The 22374-nt window shown below is 50.3% G+C and carries 23 protein-coding genes; 11 read left to right on the top strand and 12 right to left on the bottom strand.

The genetic code is table 11. The features are described 5' to 3' along the window. Positions 1-4: 4 nt before the first annotated feature. The 3 genes from AC0QH1_RS25905 to AC0QH1_RS25915 all read right to left on the bottom strand — a co-directional run bounded on the left by AC0QH1_RS25905 (position 5) and on the right by AC0QH1_RS25915 (position 2903). Positions 5-715, bottom strand: a complete 711-nt coding sequence (locus tag AC0QH1_RS25905; RefSeq protein ID WP_324634333.1) for a class I SAM-dependent methyltransferase — start codon at positions 713-715, stop codon at positions 5-7. A 239-nt stretch (positions 716-954) separates the two neighbouring features. Next, complete coding sequence (locus AC0QH1_RS25910; RefSeq protein ID WP_324634334.1) at positions 955-1887, bottom strand: Rpn family recombination-promoting nuclease/putative transposase; 933 nt, start codon at positions 1885-1887, stop codon at positions 955-957. Between the two features lie 83 nt (positions 1888-1970). Next, entirely contained in the window at positions 1971-2903 is a 933-nt protein-coding gene (locus tag AC0QH1_RS25915; protein ID WP_324634335.1) for an alpha/beta hydrolase, read from the bottom strand. Between the two features lie 167 nt (positions 2904-3070). Here AC0QH1_RS25915 and AC0QH1_RS25920 point away from each other — a divergent pair, with 167 nt between their 5' ends. From AC0QH1_RS25920 to AC0QH1_RS25935, 4 genes are all read left to right on the top strand, one after another. Further along, positions 3071-4234, top strand: a complete 1164-nt coding sequence (locus AC0QH1_RS25920) for an acyl-CoA dehydrogenase family protein (RefSeq protein ID WP_324634336.1) — start codon at positions 3071-3073, stop codon at positions 4232-4234. A 31-nt stretch (positions 4235-4265) separates the two neighbouring features. After that, positions 4266-4670 (top strand): DUF2809 domain-containing protein, encoded by a 405-nt coding sequence (locus AC0QH1_RS25925; protein ID WP_324634338.1) that lies wholly within the window; start codon positions 4266-4268, stop codon positions 4668-4670. Positions 4671-4766: 96 nt separating this feature from the next. After that, positions 4767-5180, top strand: coding sequence for an acyl-CoA thioesterase (locus tag AC0QH1_RS25930; protein ID WP_324634339.1), 414 nt, complete (start codon positions 4767-4769; stop codon positions 5178-5180). A gap of 162 nt (positions 5181-5342) precedes the next feature. Then, positions 5343-5783: an arsenate-mycothiol transferase ArsC gene (locus AC0QH1_RS25935; RefSeq protein WP_324634341.1), complete on the top strand. Its 441-nt coding sequence runs from the start codon at positions 5343-5345 to the stop codon at positions 5781-5783. Positions 5784-5850: 67 nt separating this feature from the next. Here the strand turns inward: AC0QH1_RS25935 and AC0QH1_RS25940 are convergent, their stop codons facing one another. Next, entirely contained in the window at positions 5851-7017 is a 1167-nt protein-coding gene (locus AC0QH1_RS25940) for a calcium-binding protein (protein ID WP_324634343.1), read from the bottom strand. 314 nt (positions 7018-7331) lie between these two features. Next, positions 7332-8315, bottom strand: a complete 984-nt coding sequence (locus tag AC0QH1_RS25945; protein WP_324634345.1) for a DNA-methyltransferase — start codon at positions 8313-8315, stop codon at positions 7332-7334. 358 nt (positions 8316-8673) lie between these two features. Between AC0QH1_RS25945 and AC0QH1_RS25950 the strand changes: the two genes are divergently transcribed. Genes AC0QH1_RS25950 through AC0QH1_RS25960 form a run of 3 tightly spaced genes read left to right on the top strand, consistent with a single transcriptional unit; the run spans position 8674 to position 9525 of the window. Then, entirely contained in the window at positions 8674-9039 is a 366-nt protein-coding gene (locus AC0QH1_RS25950; protein WP_324634346.1) for an AAA family ATPase, read from the top strand. A 60-nt stretch (positions 9040-9099) separates the two neighbouring features. Next, positions 9100-9249, top strand: coding sequence for a hypothetical protein (locus AC0QH1_RS25955; protein WP_324634347.1), 150 nt, complete (start codon positions 9100-9102; stop codon positions 9247-9249). Positions 9250-9288: 39 nt separating this feature from the next. Beyond that, positions 9289-9525, top strand: coding sequence for a hypothetical protein (locus AC0QH1_RS25960; RefSeq protein WP_324634348.1), 237 nt, complete (start codon positions 9289-9291; stop codon positions 9523-9525). Positions 9526-9848: 323 nt separating this feature from the next. Here AC0QH1_RS25960 and AC0QH1_RS25965 read toward each other — a convergent pair whose 3' ends face one another. The 5 genes from AC0QH1_RS25965 to AC0QH1_RS25985 form a co-directional block, all read right to left on the bottom strand. Then, positions 9849-12902 carry an SMC family ATPase gene (locus tag AC0QH1_RS25965; RefSeq protein WP_324634349.1) on the bottom strand — a complete coding sequence of 1018 codons (3054 nt, stop codon included), beginning with the start codon at positions 12900-12902 and terminating at the stop codon, positions 9849-9851. Between the two features lie 102 nt (positions 12903-13004). Continuing rightward, positions 13005-14180 (bottom strand): exonuclease SbcCD subunit D, encoded by a 1176-nt coding sequence (locus tag AC0QH1_RS25970; protein ID WP_324634350.1) that lies wholly within the window; start codon positions 14178-14180, stop codon positions 13005-13007. Positions 14181-14341: 161 nt separating this feature from the next. After that, the gene (locus AC0QH1_RS25975; protein WP_324634352.1) at positions 14342-14839 is read right to left on the bottom strand and encodes a BON domain-containing protein; all 498 of its coding nucleotides are present in this window, start codon (positions 14837-14839) and stop codon (positions 14342-14344) included. A 123-nt stretch (positions 14840-14962) separates the two neighbouring features. After that, entirely contained in the window at positions 14963-16270 is a 1308-nt protein-coding gene (locus AC0QH1_RS25980) for a general stress protein (protein WP_324634353.1), read from the bottom strand. Between the two features lie 164 nt (positions 16271-16434). Continuing rightward, on the bottom strand, positions 16435-16902 hold the full coding sequence (locus AC0QH1_RS25985) for a BON domain-containing protein (protein WP_324634354.1): 468 nt from the start codon (positions 16900-16902) through the stop codon (positions 16435-16437). 350 nt (positions 16903-17252) lie between these two features. Here AC0QH1_RS25985 and AC0QH1_RS25990 point away from each other — a divergent pair, with 350 nt between their 5' ends. Continuing rightward, positions 17253-17681 carry a tetratricopeptide repeat protein gene (locus tag AC0QH1_RS25990; RefSeq protein WP_324634381.1) on the top strand — a complete coding sequence of 143 codons (429 nt, stop codon included), beginning with the start codon at positions 17253-17255 and terminating at the stop codon, positions 17679-17681. 177 nt (positions 17682-17858) lie between these two features. Here AC0QH1_RS25990 and AC0QH1_RS25995 read toward each other — a convergent pair whose 3' ends face one another. Next, on the bottom strand, positions 17859-18161 hold the full coding sequence (locus tag AC0QH1_RS25995; protein ID WP_324634355.1) for a hypothetical protein: 303 nt from the start codon (positions 18159-18161) through the stop codon (positions 17859-17861). On the opposite strand from AC0QH1_RS25995, the gene AC0QH1_RS26000 reads away from it, so the two are divergent. From AC0QH1_RS26000 to AC0QH1_RS26010, 3 genes are all read left to right on the top strand, one after another. After that, on the top strand, positions 18149-18559 hold the full coding sequence (locus tag AC0QH1_RS26000) for a hypothetical protein (RefSeq protein WP_324634356.1): 411 nt from the start codon (positions 18149-18151) through the stop codon (positions 18557-18559). The genes AC0QH1_RS25995 and AC0QH1_RS26000 overlap by 13 nt on opposite strands. A gap of 156 nt (positions 18560-18715) precedes the next feature. Continuing rightward, positions 18716-19291, top strand: coding sequence for a ferritin-like domain-containing protein (locus AC0QH1_RS26005; RefSeq protein ID WP_324634357.1), 576 nt, complete (start codon positions 18716-18718; stop codon positions 19289-19291). A 190-nt stretch (positions 19292-19481) separates the two neighbouring features. Continuing rightward, the gene (locus AC0QH1_RS26010) at positions 19482-21062 is read left to right on the top strand and encodes a phytoene desaturase family protein (protein WP_324634358.1); all 1581 of its coding nucleotides are present in this window, start codon (positions 19482-19484) and stop codon (positions 21060-21062) included. 603 nt (positions 21063-21665) lie between these two features. On the opposite strand, the gene AC0QH1_RS26015 is transcribed toward AC0QH1_RS26010, so the two are convergent. Beyond that, positions 21666-22328 (bottom strand): dienelactone hydrolase family protein, encoded by a 663-nt coding sequence (locus AC0QH1_RS26015; RefSeq protein ID WP_324634359.1) that lies wholly within the window; start codon positions 22326-22328, stop codon positions 21666-21668. Positions 22329-22374 lie beyond the last annotated feature (46 nt).

Genomic DNA, 22374 nt, shown 5'->3' on the forward strand with positions numbered 1-22374 from the left:
GTTTTTACATTTTAGAAGCAATGAAAAACTGCCCGCTTTTATCTTTGCCTGACAATTTAAACCCGGCTTTATTGAAAAGCGCTGCAATCGCCTCTCCCTGGAAAATCCGGTAAATAAGTTGCTGCGTTGCTAAGATGCGATCGCCTTTTTTAAAGTAAAAGGTTTTCTCAATACAGTCTGGTTTTGTGGTAGATTCCACAATGTCCTGAGAGTAGACAATCCCTTCCGCTAAAGGTTTGTCATAATTATCGTGAACGCCTTGAATGTTGATAATAAACATCCCCCCCTTGTTGAGGCAGTTGGCAATATTTTGCAGCGCTTTTATGTTACTTTCATCGTCAGTTAAATGTGTATAAAAGTCTAACTCGTTGCCCGAATCGACAAAAGCACCCAACCCGCCGTTAGAAATGGCAACATCAAAGCGATCGGAAATCGACATCGAAAGAATATCCGCTTCAAACAGTTTGGCGCGATCGCCCAATCGCTTTTGAGCAATTTCCAACATAGCTGCGGTGTGATCCATGCCGGTTAATTTGTAATTCGGCTCGAGTTCTAACAGTTTCTCCAACAGTAAACCCGTTCCCACGCCAATTTCAATGATGCTTTGCTCTGGGGATACTATATCCGCGATTTGCTTGGCAATTTTTTCGTGGTTATAATAGCCACTGGTCATCAACAGATCGTAGTAATCGGCAATCCCCGTGTATTCGTTCATAGTGTTGCAGCCTCCTCAAATAGCTGGGTTTTACAGACCTAGCTTAACCGCTTTCAATTTACTTGTCAACCGTTTCGCTCAGCGAGGCGACAATTGTTTGTTATTCGACACCAGAATATTCTTACCCCATCCGGTTTTATCGGCTAACTTGCCCTTGAGTGTACCCACATTTTAGCGGCACACTTTGACTGGCGATCGCCCGATATAAAAATGCGCGCGATCGCGATTTCCCGGCTATTTTATTCAGAATTATCGGGATTAGAGGAAGCTTGTGCGGCTTCGAGAACCCGCTCCACATCCAACTCTAAAGCCGCCGCCACCTGTTCCACGCTCAATCCCAGCGCCAATAACCGAGGGACGGATTCCAGCTTACCCTCTAGCTTGCCTTCTCGCTTGCCTTTTTCCTCAGCTTCGGCGGCGACTTCTTGAAAGTACCGGGTTTGTTTTAACTCGGGCAATCCAAACATCGCTTCTATCTCCTGTCGCGATAAATACGGTAATTTATAGACCATGATGGTCTCTATCAATCCTACAACTTTTTGCTTCAATGCTTCATCGGCAAGTTGCTCCTGCGCTTGCTGGATTAATTGCGGTGCTCGGTCGATCGCGGTTTGACGATCCTTGACCACCAAATTCACCATTCCCAATCCCAGAGAAAGGGTGGATGGTTCTGAGAGTTCATCTAAATAGACGCGGATTAACAGGGGGGTTTCCTCCGGGCGATCGCCTTGCAGAAACCGCCGATATTGGCGCGGTACCCCCGGATCGCAACTGCGCGAGGAAAAGAGGGCGACGGCTTGAAAATCTTGCTGGGGTTGATATTGACCCAGATAAACGAAGATTTCACTCAAAAATCGCCAGTAGAAATCCTCTTTTTTCTGAAATTGTACCTCCAAAAAATAGATAAGCAAGTCGAGTTCGTTCTCCGGAGGTAACAACACCCCATCGAACCGACGTGCCAGTTCTTTGATTTCCCGCGAGGTGAATTCATAGCCTCGGGCGCGATCGCTGGATTGCCCGAGGAGTTCAAACACCAAACCGGGAAAGGTTTGAAACAGTTGATAAAAAATCGTATCCGTTCTCACCGAATTCGCTTCCGTTTTTAGAAGTGGACGATAAATGAACCGCGATCGCGCCGATTTACCTTTCGGGTATTGCCCTCCCTCGGTCAAGTTTCCTTAATTATTATAATTCAAAACTCCCTCGGTTTTCCACATAAGCGTCGCCTGCCAGCCGACTTGTGCCTTGCAGTAGATTAAGCCTTAAATGCGGCACTTAAAGCGGTTGATGCTTCTTCGAGGGCGGACAATCCTTGCGGTAACTTTTTCGCCAAATTGACAAAACCGTGAATCGTGCCATTATAGCGACTGATTTTGACGGGAACTCCTGCGGCTTGCAGGCGATCGCCGTAGAGTTCCGCTTCGTCGCGCAGGATGTCTAATTCCGCAGTAATTATCAAGGCGGGAGGTAGATTGTGCAGAGTTTTAGCAAACATCGGCGAAGCATAGGGATTTTTCCCGTCAGCCGCACTGGTAAGATAGCAATCCCAGAACCATTTCATCAAGGGTTTAGTTAATAGATAATATTTGCTATTTTGCCGATAAGATGGGGTATCGAATCGGTATTGAATTACCGGATAAAATAACAGTTGATAAACGAGAGAAAGGCTTTGCCGATCGCGCGCCATCTGTGCCACCACTGCCGCCAAATTGCCCCCCGCACTTTCTCCCCCGACGGCAAGGCGATCGCGATCGGCGTTGAGTTCTGCGGCATGATTCGCCACCCACAGGGTCGCCGCATAGGCATCTTCGGCAGCGGCGGGGAACAAATGTTCCGGTGCCAAGCGATAATCCACCGACACCACCACACAATCGGCGCGATTCGCCAACGTGCGACAGATACTCTCTTCCATCTCCAGATTGCCGATGACCCATCCGCCCCCGTGAAAGTACACCAACACCGGAAACGGCGCTTGCCCCGCTGGGGTATAGATTCGCAGCGGAATTTCCCCTGCCGGACCGGGAATTGAGCGGTTTTCCACCTGGGCGATCGCTTCGCGCGCGTGGGAAAACCGGAGAAAGATTTCGTTCACTTCCCGCACTTTGGTCGGGTTGAGTTTGGAAATCGGCGGAAATTCCCACTGGGCGATTTCCGCTAACAAGGCTTGGGTTTCTGAATTTGCTGGCATAATACTGCAACGCTTTGCGGATTTTCTCCAATTGTACCACTGCCGTTGTGGCTTGCAGATAAATTTTATATCCTTTTAAGTTTCTACCCTAAAAAGCAGGCGATCGCCACGGGGGTTGTCCGGGAACAACATTTTGTGATAGAATAAACCTCATTCACCTTGACTTGATGGCAATTCGATTGAAAACTCCCATGAAATCCCAGCAACAACGGCTAGCAGTTGCCGAGTCTTACTTGCGAGAAACCGTGGCACCGAATGCCACAGCGCTCGATCGCGATCCGGAGGTGCTGCGCCAGGCCCTCGCCGGATTGGGCGATCGCCGATTATTAGCCCTGAAAGTTCCCGAAGCGTGGGGCGGTGCGGATCCGGAAACCGCCCGCCAGTTTCAGGAAATGGTAGCGCGATATTCCGGTGCCTTAGCCTTTTTGCAGACACAGCACCAAAGTGCGAGCGGAATGCTGGCTCGCAGCGACAACGAGGCGCTGAAACAGGCGTATTTGCCCCATCTGGCAAGCGGCGATCGCTTGTTAGGGGTGGGGTTCTCCCAATTGCGGCGGCGCGGTACCCCGATGGTGAAAGCGCGACCCGTGGCGGGTGGATTTGCGATCGACGGTCAAGTGCCTTGGGTAACCGGATGGGGGTCGTTTTCGGAATTTATCGTCGGTGCCGAATTGCCCGATGGGCGGGCACTTTATGGCGTGGTTCCCTTTGCCGATACCCAGGACAATGGCGGCAGTGTTACCTTTAGTGAGCCAATGCAGCTTGCCGCCATGCAATCCACCCAAACCGTTATCGGTCAGCTCGAACGCTGGTTTTTACCCGCAGCGCGGGTGGTGTTTGTCAAACCGGCGGGATGGATACATGAAAGCGATCGCCACAATGTATTGCATCACAGTTTTTTTGCCTTGGGTTGCGCCCGGGCGGGATTGGACATTGTAGAATCCGCCCGCAAGAAGAAACAACTGCCCGCCATTGCCGCAGCTTGGGCCGCCCTCGATCGCGAATTAAACACCTGTCGAAGTGCGATATACCAACGCTCCACCCAGAATCCCGCCGAGTCCACCGGCGATCGGCAGGCCAACCCCTCCCCGCTAACGTCGCTACAATTGCGAGCCTGGGCGATTGCCCTGGCCAATCGCTGCGCTCACGCCGCCGTCACGGTTTCCAGTGGTGCGGCGAATCTCAGCCATCATCCCGCCCAACGGGTCTATCGCGAAGCTTTGGTGTTTTCCGTATCCGGGCAAACCACCGCCGTGATGGAAGCCACCCTCGATCGCGCGATCGGTGCAAGTGAGGTGGAAGTCGCTGCCCGTTCCCATTATCTCACTTAACGTCTAAACCGAATCTACCCGGAATTATCTGATGCAGGTTAACCCCGATCGCTCCTGGCAAACCCGCTTTCTCCTCCCCTCTATTCTCTCATTTTTCGCAGGCGTTGCCATCCTATTTTATAAAGGTCCCGGTTGGCAGTTTTTTCGCTTTTATGTCGGAGATGTAGTGGCGGTGGCATTTCTCTATTTTCTCCTCAGTTTGTTTTGGAAAGCTGCGGCGTATTGGCGCGCTGCAGCGATTGGCGCGATCGCCACCGCCATCGAACTGGCGCAGTTATGGGAACTGACCCCGAAAAATGGCTCGTTTGTCAGTACAATTGTCTTCGGTTCGCAATTTGAACTCTGGGATTTTGTCGCCTATGGCGTGGGATTGGCGATCGCCCTAGCGGTGGATTTTGCCCTCAAGCGCGATCGGCAAGGAAAAACGGGGGATTAATTCCTCTCTCCTGCGCCAATTTTCTCCCCTTTCTGCAGATTAACCGCCAATTTTATGATATAACCAAAAAGGTCAATTCTGCAAAGCGCGATCGCCATGCAAAAATTTATTACCCATATCCGCGTGCGTCACTATGAAATGGATGCTCTCGGTCACGTCAACAACGCCAGCTATCAGCATTACCTGGAAGATGTGGGAATTCAACACTCCGAACATCTCGGTTTTTCCCTCGATCGCTATCGAGAACTCGGCGGTTATTTCGTCATGCGCCGCGTGGAAATCGACTACCTGCGTCCCGCCGTCGCCGGGGATATTTTGGAGATTACTACCTGGTTGTCAAAAGTACGGGGCACTCGGGCTATTCGCCAGTATGAAATTCGCAAAAAAGGAGAGGAAAATTTGGTGGTCACTGCAGAAGTTTTGTGGGTGTGGGTAGATGCCGCTACCATGAAACCCAAACCGATTCCAAAGGAATTTATCACCACCTTTGAGGAACAGAAATCGGCATGAAACCGGGAAATAGAGGGATAAAAAATGAGCGATTTATCGAACTTGGCAGTCAATGCAATTGCTAAATTTAGCAACTATATACTAGCGATAGGTGCCCGTCAAACATCGGCGATCGCTTAAACTAAAATCCACAATATCACTCGTAGGGAGAGGAAAAAATCCATGAAAAAAGTGCTATTTCTCTGTACGGGCAATTACTACCGCAGTCGGTTTGCGGAACATCTGTTTAATGCCTTAGCAGCAAAACACCAACTGGATTGGCAAGCGGATTCCCGGGGATTGGCCCTGGAACTGGGCGTCAACAATGTAGGGCCGATTTCCAAGTACACTGTGCGACGATTGGCAGAACTCGGGATTGAGATTGGCGATCGCGAACGATTTCCCCGATCGGCAGAGTCGGCAGATTTTGCCACCGCCGATCGCATTATCGCCTTAGATGAAACGGAACATCGTCCTATGATAGCACAACGCTTTCCCCAATGGGCGGAGGCGATCGCCTATTGGAATGTGTGCGATGTGGATAAAACCCCGGCGGAAACCGCCCTACCGGAAATAGAACGCCGGATAGAAGAACTGGCGATCGCCTTGCAGCAGTTGCCTTAATTTAAGGAAAGGCGATCGGGAAGAATTGATGGGCGATCGCCTTGTCTCACTTTCAACCCAATCCACCTTAAAAAATAATAATATCGTTCGCCATCACTTCCCCACTTTCAATCACCGCAATTTGCACCAAATCCCCCGTCGAATTCGCCGCCGTTGCTGCCACTCCACCACTGGGGTCGTAGTACAAAATCCCGCCTTCCCCGGGTTGAGCGTCAAACACAATCGAAGCCAATTCCAGTTGCGTTCCTCCCGGCAATGCAAAGGTTCCCGAATAAGATTCGCTTCTCGAGGTAACGGCGAAAAAATCCACCTGAGTTCGCAGTCCCCCGATCGCATCTTCCGCAAAATCGAAGTGATTTACGCCGCGTTTCAAATAAAATCGATCCGTACCGCTTTCAAATACCGTCACCGTATCGTTGCCTTCTGTCGCCGTGGGCGTTTGATACACAAAACCCTGGGAAATTCCCGCACTGGCAACCAGACTATCTGCCCCTAATCCTCCTGACAAGCTATCATTTCCCGCCCCGCTTTCTAAGGTATCGTTTCCCGCACTTCCCACTAAAAAATCATTCCCAGAACCGCTGACCAAAGTATCGGTATTCGCCCCAGCAACCAGAACGTTATTGCCCGCTTTTGCTTGTAATAAATTGCTTCCCGCGCCATTGGCCGCAAATAGAGAATCGTTGCCTTGACTGCCGACTAACGTGCTGTTTTCGCCTAATGCCAACAGGGTATCGTTTGCATTACTGCCGTTTAAAACGCTGTTATCGCTAGCGGCGATCGAATCCCCATCTGTGGGCATTGGGGCAGGTTCCTCCTCAACCGACATCCCCGATTCGTTATTCTCGGGTTCGGAACTCGGCGGAAAGAAACTGCGCCCTTCACTCAAACCAAATTCGATTAAATGCTGCAAGGCTTCTTCCCGGATGAATTGACTTAAGTCCGGATGAATGGTTTGATAGTAATTGAGGTCAACTGCTGGGGAAAAACTGCGCCCTTCACTGATGCCAAAAGCAAGCAAATGCTGCAAAAGCGTTTCTCGATTTAGTCCCTGAAGGTCGGGATGCAAAGATTGATAGTAATCTAAATCGACCACTGGGGAAAATTGCCGCCCTTCAGCAAGGCCAAATTGTCGGAAATGTTGTAATGCTTCTGGGTCGCTGAATTGAGCGATATCCGGATAAATCGACCGATAATAGTTGGGGTTAAATACATCGGAGAGTGTCAAAACCATTTTGATTGTTCCCTTGCTAATGGATAATCATTGGAAGAAGCGGCGATCGCGCCTGGGGGTAAACGGTATCCCGGCAAATTCGCCCCCATAACCTTCCCTACTCACACTACACTAATCTACCCGGGCGATGCCATCTCCTCCATTGCAGGATACCCAATCTGGGACGAAATCCTGCGCCATTTGTTCGGAAAAAAGGAGCCAAGGTGAGGAAAAGTTCGCCAGTTAAGGGAAAAAGTTGGGTTGTAACCTTGATTTTACCCTAGGAAAAATTATTGCCATTTCGGGAATAAATATGTTATAATAATTTATAACTTTCAAGCGAATGTGCCGTATTTTTCCTCTTCCTTCATTCGCAAGTGGGCGAATTCAAAATACTGCGGTTCAATTTCAATCCCAATACTGTGACGGCCCCATCGACTGGCGGCTAAATTCGTACTGCCGGTTCCCATAAACGGATCGAGAACGGTATCGCCTACAAACGAAAACATCCGGATCAGACGTTCGGCGATCGCGATTGGATAGGGGGCGGGATGCGATTTCGTTGAAGCCCCGCCAATCGTCCAAATTTGTTGGAAATACTCCCGATGAGTTGCTTCCGGAATTACCGATAAAATTCGCGTCGCTAAATTCGGCTGACGATAGCCCCCAGATTTTCTCTGAAACAGGATGTATTCAATGTCATTTTTAATCACTGCATTCGGTTCGTAAGGCTTTCCTAAAAACTTCGATTTTCGATTAGATTCACATTTGGAATTCGCAATTTTATGCCAAATAATTGGCGCTAAATTATCAAAACCAATTTGACGACATCGTTCTTGAATGCTGGCATGTAACGGAAATACTACATGACGACCAAACCGCCGTCTGGGCACACAGACATCCCCCACCACAATCGCCAATCTTCCACCGGGAACCAACAGGCGAAAAACCTGTTTCCACACCCGATCCAGTTCGCTTAAAAATTCCTCATAATCGTCAATTGTTCCCAGTTGTCCTTCCCGGTTGGGGTAGGATTTCAGCGTCCAATAGGGCGGAGAAGTCACCACGAAATGAACGCTTTTATCGGGGAGGGTTTCCAAACATCGACCATCCCCGATATTGAGCTGATGACGGGTGGGTAATTGCTGCACAATTGCTTCAATCGAGCGGGTTAAGTTGAGGTTTTTGGCAATTGCCGGAATTGCCTTTTGCACATTGCGCTTGGCGAGGGCGATCGCTTCAGTGGGAACGATCGCCTCTAATTCTGTTTGTGTCACATCGCCTCGGTGAGAATTTGCTACAATGACCTGAGTAAACAAGGTCTGCTCCTTATCTGTGTGGGACGCTTTTCTATTATAATGGCAAAGGGGTAGAGCGGGCAAATAATTGCCGCCAATTTTTGAGGAAATAAGGGAGGCGATCGCCTCTTCGGTTAAATGGCATCGCAGGGGCAAACTTCACTGTATAAAATCCCCCCATATGGCCGAAAATGCGGTGGATATCCCATATTCTATAGGGTGGGACTTGCGCCACCGATTGACCCTCTGCAATGCAAAGACTGGGAAAGTGGCCACTTGAACCTGGAGATCGCTTCCCGACTCGCCCGTTCTGTGTTATAGTAGGAAACTATGTAAAACTTTAGCTAATTACCCGAATTCCTTTGAGTAGATGTTTGTTATGTTAATTGAGTTCAGCGTCGGCAACTACCGCTCCTTCAAAGAAACTGTCACATTCAGCATGGTGACGGCAGACATTACTTCTTCGGATAAAAATATTGATACAAATAACGTCTTTCAAGTTGATAACGAACTCAGCTTACTCAAAAGTGCAGCTATCTATGGAGCCAATGCCAGTGGCAAGAGCAATCTTGCTCAGGCGATCGCTTTCATGCGTTGGTTTGTCCTCAATTCATCGAAAGAAACCCAGATTGCGGAAGAAATAAATGTGGAAACCTTCAGGCTGAGTACCGAAACTCTCGGCCACCCCTCTTTTTTTGAAATTGTTTTCAGATTAAAAGCAAAACAATATAGATATGGATTTTAAGTAGACAAAATGGAGGTAGTTTCTGAGTGGTTAGCCCAGGTGCCAAAGCAACAATAACGAATGCTTTTTGAAAGAAAAAAAGAAAATTTTAGCATTAGACAATCCTTCAAAGAAGGAAAAAAACTAAACAATAAAACCAGAAGTAATGCCTTATTTATTTCTGTAGTGGCGCAATTTAATGGAGAAATTTCACAAAAAATATTATTGTGATTTCGCCATAACCTACAGGTTATATCAGGTCTACAGAATATGAGTCCCAGGCAGCATACACTGGACTATTTTGAAAAAGATGGCTATAGAATGGAAATTATTAAATTCGTCAAAGAGTTAGATGTTGTAATTCACGATATCAAAGTAGAAAATACAACACTCAACGAAGAATCATTACAGAGGAACTGGAAAGCAAACAACCCACTGCTATTAAAAACGCACGACGGCTTTTGCAAGAATACGATCCACCAAACCCAGCAGGTGGCAATCCATTAACCACGGTGTATGTTTTGGTAGAAAAACTCAACAAGTTTATCCCCGGGTAAATCGGGGAAGCATTTGCGGCAAAATGGTTAATCTTTATGCCGGAATGCTTTACCGTCAGTTGAGTATAAATAGAGGAAACTAAACACCGATTGTTGCACTCCTATTTTTTGCTAATTAGGACAGTGGTTGAGAAAAAAACCAGGTTAATATAGTGTGCGTTTTATTGCCAATAAAAATAGCCCGCGTAGGCGGGCAATGTTGCATTTAGCCCTACCCTTCTGGGGTGCTGGGCTTTTTCAGACCAATCGAGCGGACTTAATATTATAACCTCATCAAAGCATTTCCACTTCCAGGCGAGAGCCTTGAGGAGATTTAAACACTTTTACCTGATTTGGCAATCGTTCTCCCAGGGCTTTTACGTGGGTAATAACCCCGATGAGGCGGTTTTGTTGGCGCAGGGAGTCTAAAATTTGCGTGACGCTTTCTAGGGTTTCTGCATCTAACGTGCCGAAGCCTTCATCTAAAAATAAACTGCCTAATTCTGCGCCCATCGAGAGCTTTTCTGAAAGGGCGATCGCCATCGATAAAGAGGCAGCAAAGGTTTCCCCACCGGAAAGGGTTCGTACCCGTCGCAGTTCGCCGCCATTCCAGTTATCTTCAACCCAATATTCTCCCCCTTGCATTTGCAGCGCATAGCGCGCGTCGGTGAGTTCTTTTAACAACAGAGTGGCGCGGGCAACTAATTCGGCTTCTAAATGCTCTAAAATATAAGCCTGAAATTCATTGGCTTTTAGATTTTGCGCCAAAGTCCGATAAATTTCATAATTTTGAGTGACGGTTTCGCATTCGGCGAGCAGTTTTTTCCCCTGTGCTTGTTTTTGTTCGGCTGCTTGAATCCAGGTGGAGAGTTCCACACGCTTATCTTGCGCCGCTTTTAATTTGCCTTCGGCGATTTTTTGGGCGCTGCGCCGCTGGTTAAGTTGGGTTAAATCGGTGGTTCGATCGCCGATAATTTCTTGTAAATCATTCACCCGCGTGGATAGCTCGACTTTCGTTTCTCTGTACTGGGCGATCGCGGTTTGCCATTGGCTTTGTTGTGCGGGAGAAACGATTGCTTCGAGAAAGCTTTCTTCGGTAAAATCGGCACCTTTTAGGGTCTCTTTCCACCGGGCATTTAATTGCTCTTTTTTGTCTCGTGCTGTATCTGCGGCGGTGGTGGCTTGGTGGGTCTGTTCCCGCAGTTGTATCTCGTTCGTCTGCACCGATCGCGCGGCGTTTTCGGCGGCTTCTGCGCGATCGCGGAGGGTTTGTTTTTGTCGGCTGAGCGCTTGTGCGAGTGCCTCGTAAGACTGACCCTCGGTTATCTCATGCAGTTTGTCCCTTGCGGCTTGCAGGTTGTGCTGTCGTCGTGCCAGTTCCGCCGTGGCGGCTTCCGACTCGGTGACGGCGGCGGTATGGGTTTGGGTGGCAAACTCCTGGGCCTGTTGCGCGCTCTCTAATTGTGATACAGCTTGTTTCTGGGCGTCGGCAGCGGCGCGATACTGGCGATCGCTGTGTTGCAGCGCTTCCCGTTCCTGCTGTAGGGCGATCGCGTCGATAGCGGCTGATGCGGGTAACTGTAACGCCGCCGCAATCTGTTGGCGCAACCGATCCTGTTGCTGCTGGGTGCTTTCGAGTTGTGCCCGCGTCTCGGATTCTTTTTGTGCGATATTCTCTAAAGCCGCTTCTGCCTTGGTTGCGCTCAGTTGCGCCCTTTGCAATGCTTGCGCTGCCCGGGCTTCTTCTTGCCGCAGGGGGACGGTATCGATAATATCAAATGCCGCTAAAGAGGGCAATTCTGCTTCGGTTTCCGGGTGCAAGCCGCCACACACCGGGCAAGTATCCCCCGGTTGCAAGGTCATCCGCAATGCGGCAGCATGGTTGGCGCGCGCCGCTTCCGCGTTGGCGTTTTCTGCGGCTTCGAGTTGTTGCCGAATCGCCGCGATCGCCGTTTCGGCTCGTTCCCGGTTTAAAATCGCCGCCCGATACTCTTCTTCTTGATTATACTTTTCCCGCACGGCGCTGTCAAGTGCCTTGCCCTGCTGTTTCAGTTGCTTTTCCACCATCGCCCATTCCCCCAGTAGCGGCGCAACGGTAGTGAGACGGTCTAACCGTTCCCCTCCCGGTTGATGTCGCTGCAGGGCGTCGGTGGCGCTTTGCAGTTGCATGGTGGCAAATTTGAGCTTGGCGGAAGCTTGCGTGAGTTGATGTTTGGCGGCTTGTTGCTGACGCTGTTTTTGCTGCAAACTGCTCGTAGCGATCGCCACTTCCCGCTCTAATTGTTGCCGTTGGGCTTCGTAAACTTTCGCCGTGGCTAAGGCGGCTTCCCGGGCGGCAATTTGCGGCGCGATCGCCTCCGCTTCCGCTCTCACTTTTGCCAAGTTTTCTTCCGCCGCCGCCCGTTGGCTGGCGGCTTGCGCGAGACGGGCGCTGGCTTCCCGGGCCGCAGTTTCCGTGAGGTGGGCTTGCTCTCGCGCCTCTCGCACAAATGCCCACTCGGCTTGCAAGCGATCGGCCCGTTGCGACTGCGCCAACCGGGTTTGCAGGCTTTCGATTTCGCCAGATTGGCGGTTTAACTCCTGCAATTGTTGCTGCAACTGGCTCAGGCGGGTTATCTGCTGGAATAACCGTTCCTCCTCATCGAGCAATTTCTGCGCGTTGAATACTTCGGCATTGAGCGCGTTTAAGCCTGCTTCTAACTCGGTGAGTTGCGATCGCGTCTCTCGCACTTCTACCTCGTCTGGTACGGCGAGATCGGCGATTTGCCGCTCGATGGTGGCCACTTCTTGCTTGAGCATCCGCGCCAAATCGTTGGTTTCCTTCCGCATCCGCTCGAATATCTCGAATCCGGCGAGCTGTCGCAGGATTTCTCGCCGCTTGCTGGTATTTCCTTTTAAAAACTCGTCAAATTGACCTTGCGGGAGCAGGATAACCCGGGTAAAGGTATGAAAGTCCATTCCCAGAATCTCCGCGATCGCTTTTTTCGTTTCCCGTTCCTTCGTTTCCAGGGTTTCCCAACTGCGATCGCTCAGGGCTTGTTCTAACAATACCTGCGTTACTGGGCTACTGGGGCGATATCGCCAGCGCCGCGTCACCCGAAACTCTCCGCGAGACACGGAAAACCGAAATTGCACTTTTAACTCACTCGCCCCTTGGCTCACTAATTCGCTTACTTGGGAGGTGCGGGCAGTGGTTCCATATAAGGCATAGGTGATGGCATCGAGTAACGAGGACTTCCCCGCCCCCGTGGCCCCGGTGATGGCGAACAAATCTAACTCTGAAAAATTCAGGGTTTGTTCGCGGCGAAAGCTGGTAAATCCGGCTAGAGAAAGTTCGAGGGGTCGCATATTGCAATCAAGTAGTTGAGAACGAGCGGTTTTTGGGTTAAGTTTAGCACGCCGATCGCCTCGGCGTGCTTTCGGATTAGCTATCTAGTTTATCCTTTCATGTTATCCCACCGGCTTCTTTTCTCTTAATTTTTTATAAAGATTTTTAAATTCTCGCTCCACCGCCGGATCCGGGGAGTAGCCGAGTCGTTCTTGATAGTAATTGCGAAATTCCTGCACCGGGTCGAGTTCGGCGGAACTGCGCGTGGGTTGGGGGCGCTGAAAAAAGGAGTCGGGATAAAAGGGTTGAATTTGCAGGGCTTGAGGACAAATTTGCCGCACGCGATCGGCCAATCCGAGAACCGGACTGTCTAATTCGACAATAACCTTCAAAAACCCCGGATAATACTGTTGCGCTTCTAAGGTTTCATCTAAACTGTCCCCCGTACAGCGAATTACTTTTAACGGGCGCTGACAGATTAACGGAATAAATTCCACCTGGGCCGGTTCTCCCGGTTCGACTTCAATCAAATAAAAGCCTTTTTCTTGTTCCGCTTCTCCAAAATCAATTTGAATTAACGAACCGGAATAATAGGTGGGCGGACTGGTGCGAATTTGCTGAGGAACGTGGATATGCCCGAGGGCGATATATTGCGCTTCTGGGGGTAAAGTTTGGCGAGAAATGGCGTAGGTGTCGCGGGTGTAGTAAGCGACTTCCGATTGCGCCAATTTTGCGCCATCCATTGCCATATGACCCATCAAAATATTGACTTGCTTTTCTTTAAACCAGCTCGTTAAATCGGCAAAAACTTCGCCAACTACTTCCCGATAACTTTGCCGTTGCTGTTCGTCATTTTGATGCCACAATGCATGAGCGTTCAACATCCGCCGTTCCGACGCAAAGGGTAAGGCACCAACGCAGAGTTTGCCGCTTTTCGTATTCAGAATGACCGCGCCTCCGTCATCCGCCAAACGGGGTTTTCCCAAGGCACGAACTCCCGCCAGAGAGAGCAGGTGCGCCAGTCCATCGATGCGGGTAGCGGAGTCGTGATTTCCCGCGATCGCCACAGCGGGAATGCCCGCTTCTTGTAACTGATAAAAAAATTGATAGGCCACTTTTTCGGCGTAGGCGGGCGGGTTGGGAATGTCGAAAATATCCCCGGCAATTAGCATCGCATCCACGTCCAATTCTTTGGCATGGTGGAGAATTTGCTCCAACGCGCCTGCAATTTCGCGGGTGCGATCGACGCCTTTTAATCGTCGTCCGAGATGCCAGTCGGCAGTATGAATGATTCGCATGGGGAACGGGGGAATTAGAGGATAATTTAGCCATGAGTTTGACTGATGTAGAATAGTTTACCCCATTGCCAAGCAATTTACAAGGGAGTCGGAGGGGAAAAATAAAAGTAGGGTGGATTAAACCACCCTACTTCAGAGAAATCGGTTCCCTCGGCCAACGGTTACTCAATTTCTTCCGGAATAGCGGGCGCGACTTGGACATTTAATTCTACCACCTGTACCCCGGGAATCTCCATTGCCACCGGGGCGATCGCATTTAGTTCGTTGATGGTTTGCACCGTTCCGGATATGGTCACCAATCCATTTTCATCGGCATCAACTGCAAGAATACTGGCCGGCAATTGCGTTTCTAAGCGATTGCGAACCAGACTTTCGATGTTGTCTTCGTCGATTTCTAACGGGTCGCCGAATGTGGCTGCTCGTTGTTCCCTTGCCCGTTCGTCCGAGGCAATTTGCGCTTGACGCAGGTCACTTTTCGCGTCTTCTACCGTTTCTTGCACGTCTTCAATATCGGGCACTTCACCGGGGGCGTAAACGCTATTGGGAGCGTCGGCGCTGGTGCGGTCTACGCTGCAAGCACCTGCACCCAATACAATCGCACTGGTGAGTAACATCGGAATAAATTTTTTAAGTTTTCTGGGGTGAGTTAATAGTAGCATAGCGAGTCAATTGGTTTCTATAAAACTGTTTGAAATTCAGTGAAAAAGGGAGGAAATTGCGTTAGGGGAGAGACCCGATCGCTCGGGCCTCTACGAGAGAGATCTTCTCATTTCGCAACGGGATTATACTCGTCCGGTGGGATGATAATTAGACGTTCCCGCGCGGGGTTGAGTATAATGGTGAGAGCGATCGCGATAGGGAGTGCTGCTTTCGGGAAAGGGTTCCCCGGGAAGCTCGTAGATGCCCCATTCGCGAATGCCTCGGGCATTGAGAATCGAGTCAGCGAAGCGAATTTCTCCTTCAGTGGCGGTCACGAGGACCAAATAATCGCCCTGTGCGACGCGATCGCTGTATAGTTTGGCGCGTTCTTCCGGAATGCCCAGCCCGATGAGTGCGCCGACTAAACCGCCTGCAGCTGCACCGATCGCGCCTCCTGCCACGGTACTGGCGAGGGCAGTGGCTTCCGCACCGACGAGCAGCAACGGTCCAACGCCGGGAACTGCCAAGGCACCGAGTCCGACGAGCAAGCCGGTCAAGCCACCGACGGCACCGCCTGTAATCGCACCGGCTGCCGCACCTTCATCGGCTTTGTTACCCCCGGCAGGTTCCACCTCAATGCTCGCTAAGTTCCCCTGACGGTCGCGATCGCGGGCGATTACTGACACCTTTTCCATCGGAAACCCTTCGTCCCTCAGTTCTTGCAGCGCTTCTTCCGCCGCTCTAGAAGTGGAAAACAGACCCACCGCGCGTTGGTGTTGTTCCATCCTCACCGGACGTGCCGAGTTGGGGGTCGTCTCACTCATAGAGGCAGAGGGACTGTGGCGACTCTCGCCGGGAATGTCATAGATGCCCCACTCTTCAATGCCGAGGCGGCTGAGAATTCGTTCGGCGCGACGGATTTCGTCTTCCGTGCCTTCCACGATTAACAAGTAGTCGCCTCTGGACACCCGCTCGTTATACACGCGGGCGCGCTCTTCCGGAATGCCCAATCCGACCAACGCTCCGACTAAACCGCCGGCTGCCGCACCGATCGCGCCTCCTGCCAAAGTATTGGCCAGGATATTGGCGATCGCGCCACCAAACAGCACCGGACCGATACCGGGAATGGTCAGTGCGGTCAAGCCTTCCAGCAAGCCGATAAAACCGCCCACGGTGCCCCCGGCGATCGCACCAGTGGCCGCACCTTCCCCTGCGCGATCGCCGGCGGGTTCCGTATAGGTGCGCGTGGCAGGGGCAGAGGCAGCATCTCCCATCGTGCGATGATGATTCACGTCTACTCCCGTCACATTCTCCCGTCGGTGAATATCTGGGGCAATTATCGAAATATTGTCGATACTAAATCCAGCCCGTCGCAGTTCATTGAACGCGGCTTCGGCGTCTTCGTAGCGAGAAAAGACACCCACGGCTCGTTTATCTTTTAAAAAAGCCATTTTTCCTCCCGTTTATCATCAAATATATGGCGCAGGTTTTGCCAAGGTAGGCTCTCCTGCACTCCTCTTTAGCTTATCCCTTTTGCTCGGGAAATTCCTCTGTCTTGGGAGGGAAATTTACGCGATCGCGACTCCTTCAGCTTGCCGCTTTCACACCCTTGGCTTCACGAGTTCTGTTCGGAAACTGCCGGCGCGACAATCGCGTTGACTTTTACCCGTTTTACCCCTTTAATCTCCTTGGCTAAGGGTTCGATGCGCTCGAATTGCTCTGATGTGGGAACTGTGCCGGCGATTGTCACCACTCCCGCTTCTGCATCAACGGTGAGCAAACTCGCCGGTAAATTTACCTCTAATTTACTTCTAACTTCGCTTTCGAGATCGCGATCGGCGCGTCGTTCGGGATTGCCCCACCAATTATTCCGCTGCTCCCTGGCACGAATGTCTGCATTTGCTTGTCGTCTTCGCAGGGATCGAGTGCCATCGTTATAGGTTTCCCAAGCGGTGTCCGCATCCGGGGGTTTGCTATCGATTTGCGTGGTATTTGGAGCGCTGGCGCTCGTTTTCGCCACTTGGCAACCCGCTGCCGCAAACAGCACCACGGCAGTGAAAATAAATCTAGGTATTTTTTTCATCTTTCTTTCCTCATATTTTTCTCTGCTAAGCGATTATTTCCGGGGATTAGTTTGCTTTTATTTTGCCATTTTTTATTGGTCTACTTCCCTTTGGATGGGCATTTTTACCCGTTAGCTGAATTATAATTTTGTGAAAATCGGTTGACCCTTATAATCATTATCATAGGCGAATCCCGAGGCAATACGCATCACTCTTAAGGATGAGCAATTGGCTCTGTCCCTAGAAAGAAAAGCAGCCGTCAATCTTTCTTTGAGGGGGCGATCGCCGCGAATTTTCCAGCGACAATCCCAGTTTAGGTGAGAATCAAACCGTTGCACTCTCGCTTACACCTACAGTCGGTGCGGGTTCGCTGGCTTTCCTTCAAGCGCTGGAAATCGAACCCGACGCCCCGGATTTGTTAAATAATCTAGCAGTAGCTTACAACCAACAAGGGCAGGAGGAAAAAGCCTATGCCCTCATCAAAGAAATTCACGAGCGATTTCCGGATTATAGTATAGCTCGTATCTCCCTCGCCTTCCGAATGTTAGAGGAACATAAAATCCCTCGCGCTGAAGAATTGCTCAAACCCCTGTTGTCACAAAAGCACTTATACTTTACAGAATATGGGTTGTTTTGTCGCTCGCAAGTCTATCTCGCTTTTTACAAAGAAGAGGTTGAAGCCGCACAATATTGGCTAAACATGTGGGAACACAACAAACCGGAAAACCCCGAAATCCAGGATTTAAAATCCCGCCTAGCTGAATTGCAACAGTTACAATCAATGATGGACGATCTCTAGCTATTACCCCCAAGGGTGCAGGGTCAACGCTTAATCATCGGATTGTACCTAGCCAAAACCTGACATTTGTATGGTCGGGTGGAAACCGGGTTATATTTCGGTTTCTACCCGACCATTTTCGGGGGGTGACAACATCACTAACGGCTGATGACGTTAAGCCGTTAGCCGCGATCGCGCCTAGGGCACTTCATTTTGCCGTTCCTCCACCCGCACCGGGGGATCGGTGAGTCCCCATTCCCCGAGTAGTTTCACCACCCCGATTGCGGCAAATATGCCGATAATTGCGCCGATCGCCACTAAAATGATGTAGAGCTGCTTAAACGCTTTGCGCGTTTGAGACGGGTGAGCGTTTGGCACATCTTCCGCTTGTTCGTGCGGACTTCCCGGTGATTGCTCGGGAATTTCTAACTCTTGGGTGTGGGGGGGTGGGGGTTCGTGAGAGTTAAATGCATTGGTAGGTGGGTCGGTTGGTTCGTTCATGGTATTGGTTTCCGTTAAGTGCTCCTAAATATATTGTAGTCTTTAAATCAGATTGGCGATCGCCCCCCGATTTTGCTAACACTTCATTATACCACATCGAGCGGCAATCAGCAGCATTTATCGGCCTGAAAACTGCAACCCGGGGCGAATGTTTGCCAGATTTGTTGCCTGCATTACCATTCGGTGGCGGCGAAGCATCGGCGAATTTGCAGTGGGTTCCCGCTTTCCATCCCGGTGAAAAAATCTCCCTTGCGATAGATGGCAATGGCTCAAAAATGCTTTTCAAATTGACCGCACCTCGGATGCTCTCTGGTGGCGATCGCCACCAGCAAGATTCACAGAAAATTCAGCCTTTAGATAGAAGCGATCTCGGGGGGGAAATAGGTAGGCTAACCTAGGGTATGCCACTCTAGAACCAGCCGATCCATAAAAAGGGAAACCGAGAGTTTTACAAAAAATGCTCGTTTCCGGTTGAACTGAAAGGCGACTTTAAATAAGATACCCCAACGGCAAATTAATTGTCAGTTAAGAAAAAGCGAAGAGGAACGAACAATATGACTGCAACACAACCGCAAAAAACCGAACTTTATGATGTGGAAAAAGTGCGTCAAGAGGCGCGTCAATCCATTGAAGAAGGGGCAATCACGGAAGATTATCCCCTCGACTTAGAGCAAACCTACAAGCTGCTCAACGAAGCCCTGGCATCGGAAATTTTGTGCGTTTTGCGCTATCGCCACCACGAAGTGATTGCCAAAGGGATTAATTATCCCCAAGTGGCAGCGGAATTTGCCGAACATGCCGCCAGCGAACACGAACACATGATGGTCCTCGCCGAACGCATCGATCAACTCGGCGGCGATCCCGATTTCAATCCGGCAACAATTGTCCAGCGTTCTTCCACGGAATACGGTTCTAGCGGTCCGAATGTGGAACTTGTGGAACTGATTAAAGAAGATTTAGTCGCCGAACGGGTGGTTATCGAAATTTACCGCAAGTTAGTTAACTATTTTGGCAATGCCGACCCCACCACCCGGCGCTTAATCGAACAACTTCTCGCCGATGAAGAAGACCACGCCAGCGACTTGGCCGATCTGATCGCTGCAGTGGATCCGCGCAAAAAACCGGTGTAAGCGATCGCCTTAACCCCGGTTTTGCTGCCCTGAGTTCGAGTCATCTATGACCCGTACCCGCAGAGAAATCCGAGCCTGTAATTCGGGGGCATAGTCCCCCGTTTTGCTATACCGCTGCCACAAAGACTCGAAGCAATCTCTCCAATATATTTTAACACAACACTTGCAGAATTAAAGAGGGGTAAATGCGATGAAAAGCTTTGATTATGTGATACTCGGAGCCGGACTGGGTGGACTTTCTGCCGCCGCTTGTTTGAGCAAGCAAGGACATCGCGTGGCGGTGTTAGAAAAGCATTATTTACCGGGCGGTTGCTGTCACACCTTTGATATCGGACAGTACAGTTTTTGTGCCGACGTTCACTACATTTCTCAATGCACGCGCGATCGCACCATCGGGCGGTTTTTGAGCTTTATCGAACGAGACGTAGAGTTCAATTTACTCGATCCCGACTGCATCGATCGCGTCATTACCCCAGACGTGGATTTTAACATTCCCTTGGGATGGGAAACCTTTCGCGATCGCCTCCTCGCCACCTTTCCCGAAGAATCCACCGCCATTAACCGCTATTGCGACGAAATCAAGCACCTGCACAAACAAATGCGGGGCTTAGTGCGCGATTTCAACTGGTACAATCGCAAGTGGTCCGATTGGTTGAAATTGCCCAAATACTTAGATGTATTTTCCAAACGCCACTGGACCTTGCAAGACCTTTACGATAAAGTCGGTTTATCGCCAAAGTTGCAAGACCTCTTGGCGGGTCAAAGTGGTGACTATGGATTGCCTCCCAACCAAATTTCACTGCTTCCTCATACCTCTCTCGTGCGAGATTATGCCGCCGGCGCATATTATCCCAAACATCACTTCAAGCACTTCGTGGACACGATTGTAGAAGCGATTCAATCCCACGGCGGGGTAGTGCAATACTCCACGCCCGTGGAACATATTCAGGTGAAAAATGGCACGGTGGAAGCCGTGAAAGCTGGGGGAGAAACCTATCAAGCCACCCAAGCCTATATCAGCGATTTAGACCCGAAATTAACCGTGGCACTGATGCACGACGATCGCGCATTAAGTCAGTCGGAACGCGATCGCCTCACCGATTACGAATATTCCAGCAGCGCTTTTAACATTTACCTCGGTGTAGACGAACGATTCGATCCGCAAAAGTACGGAATCGGTAACTGGAATCTGTGGTATTATCCCCACGGAAACCTGAATCGCTCCTATCAACAACAACTCGAAGGCTCTTTCGATCGCCCCTGGATTTTCCTCTCCTGTCCCACCCTGAAATCCGGCGCACCGGGAATGGCTCCCCCAGGACATCACGTCTTGGAAATTAGCACCATTTGTCCCTACGAACCGTTCAAAAAACTGCACGAAACCGACTTAAAAGCCTATAAAGCCAAAAAGGAAGAATTTTACGAGAATTTGATGGAAAGCGTCCGCGATATCATCCCCGATATTGACGAGTACATCCAGCTCAAAGTCTCCGGTACCCCCACCACTACCGAGCATTATTTAGGTCAACCGCAGGGCAACATTTACGGCGCAAAATTGATTCCCAATCAAGTGGGATTGAATCGCATCGGATATCAAACCGAACTGCCGAATCTATTTTTTGTCGGCGCGAGTGCCGGTTATCCCAGCGTTCCCGGCGTGATTGGCAACGGGATTGATGTGACCGAATTGCTCACGGGTAAATTAGTCTGGGATCGCTCTCGCATGTACGGAATTCCCGAGGAAAAAAATGCAGTGGTTAATGTGTCGTAAATCGATTTGAACTGATATCTTGCATCAGTGGCAACACCCGCAGGTGCTTTAAAACCCCTGCTAATAATAGCGTGGGGTCGGTTGAAACCGACTGAAATACTTTTACCGTAAGTTTCCTAGTCGGTTTTTAACCGACTTCAGCTCCACGGGCGGGGATTTTAATCCTCGCCGCATCGTGGGGTCTCAGAGATTCTTATCAGTTATCTGTTGCAGACCTAAATTAAAATGGTATCAGTTTAGGGTTTATCAAGTGTTGTAACATCCATCCCGGGAGGGATTTATTTCTGGAAATCTGGCATCCGGTGGTGAGTTGAATCGAATAAAAAGCGGGCGATTGAAATCGCGTCTGAGCTTTTCTTGCGTCCGCCGACGCGGACTAATTTTTTTTGTAACGATCCTTCCTTCGACTCGTTTTTAGGCTCTGCCTGGGCAACCTCCCTAGAGGCTCTGCCTCCCCACCAAGCAATTTTACCACCCAGGCATCGGTGCTGCATGGTTCGCTTTCAAATCCGGGTATAAAATTTGCACAAACCCCGATCGCCGATCCAGCGCGCGCTGGATCGGCGATCGCGGCAGAGATTCATCTGGCGATATAACGGAAATTTAGACAAAGTGCTGCCGGAACCACTCGCTGGCGTGGTGGGCGACTTTTTCCAGTTTTCCGGGTTCTTCAAACAGGTGGGTAGCACCGGTAATGATTTGCAGTTTGGTTTTGGCCTGCATTTGCGCCATTGCTTCTTGATTCATGTCAATGACGGTAAGATCGCGACCTCCCACCAACAGCAAGGTTGGCGCTTGAACTAAGGGTAACGCCGGACCGGCCAGATCCGGGCGACCTCCGCGAGACACCACCGCACCCACCAGTGTGGGACGTTTGGAAGCCGCAACTAAGGCAGCACCGCCCCCGGTACTGGCTCCAAAGTAACCGATTTTCAGGTGACGAGTGTCCCGGTTGTGAGTGAGCCAGTCGGTGGCACCCACAACGCGATCGCCTAACATGCCGATATCAAAGCGCAGGTGACGGGTTCGCATATCCACGATTTCTTCTTCGGTGGTCAGCAGATCCATGAGTAAGGTGGCCAGTCCCGCATCCTGCAAGACACTCGCCACGTAACGATTTCGCGGACTGTGGCGGCTGCTCCCGCTGCCATGCGCGAACAACACAATCCCTTTGGCATTCACGGGAATGCTGAGATTGCCTTCTAAATTGACCGGACCTACGGGCAGGCGTACCAGTCGTTCTTCTAAATTCTGTGTTTTTACCATTTTTATCCGTTTTGCGTTTCTTTATGTGAGTTAAAAGGCGGCAGAG

This window comes from Phormidium sp. CCY1219, from assembly GCF_055795085.1.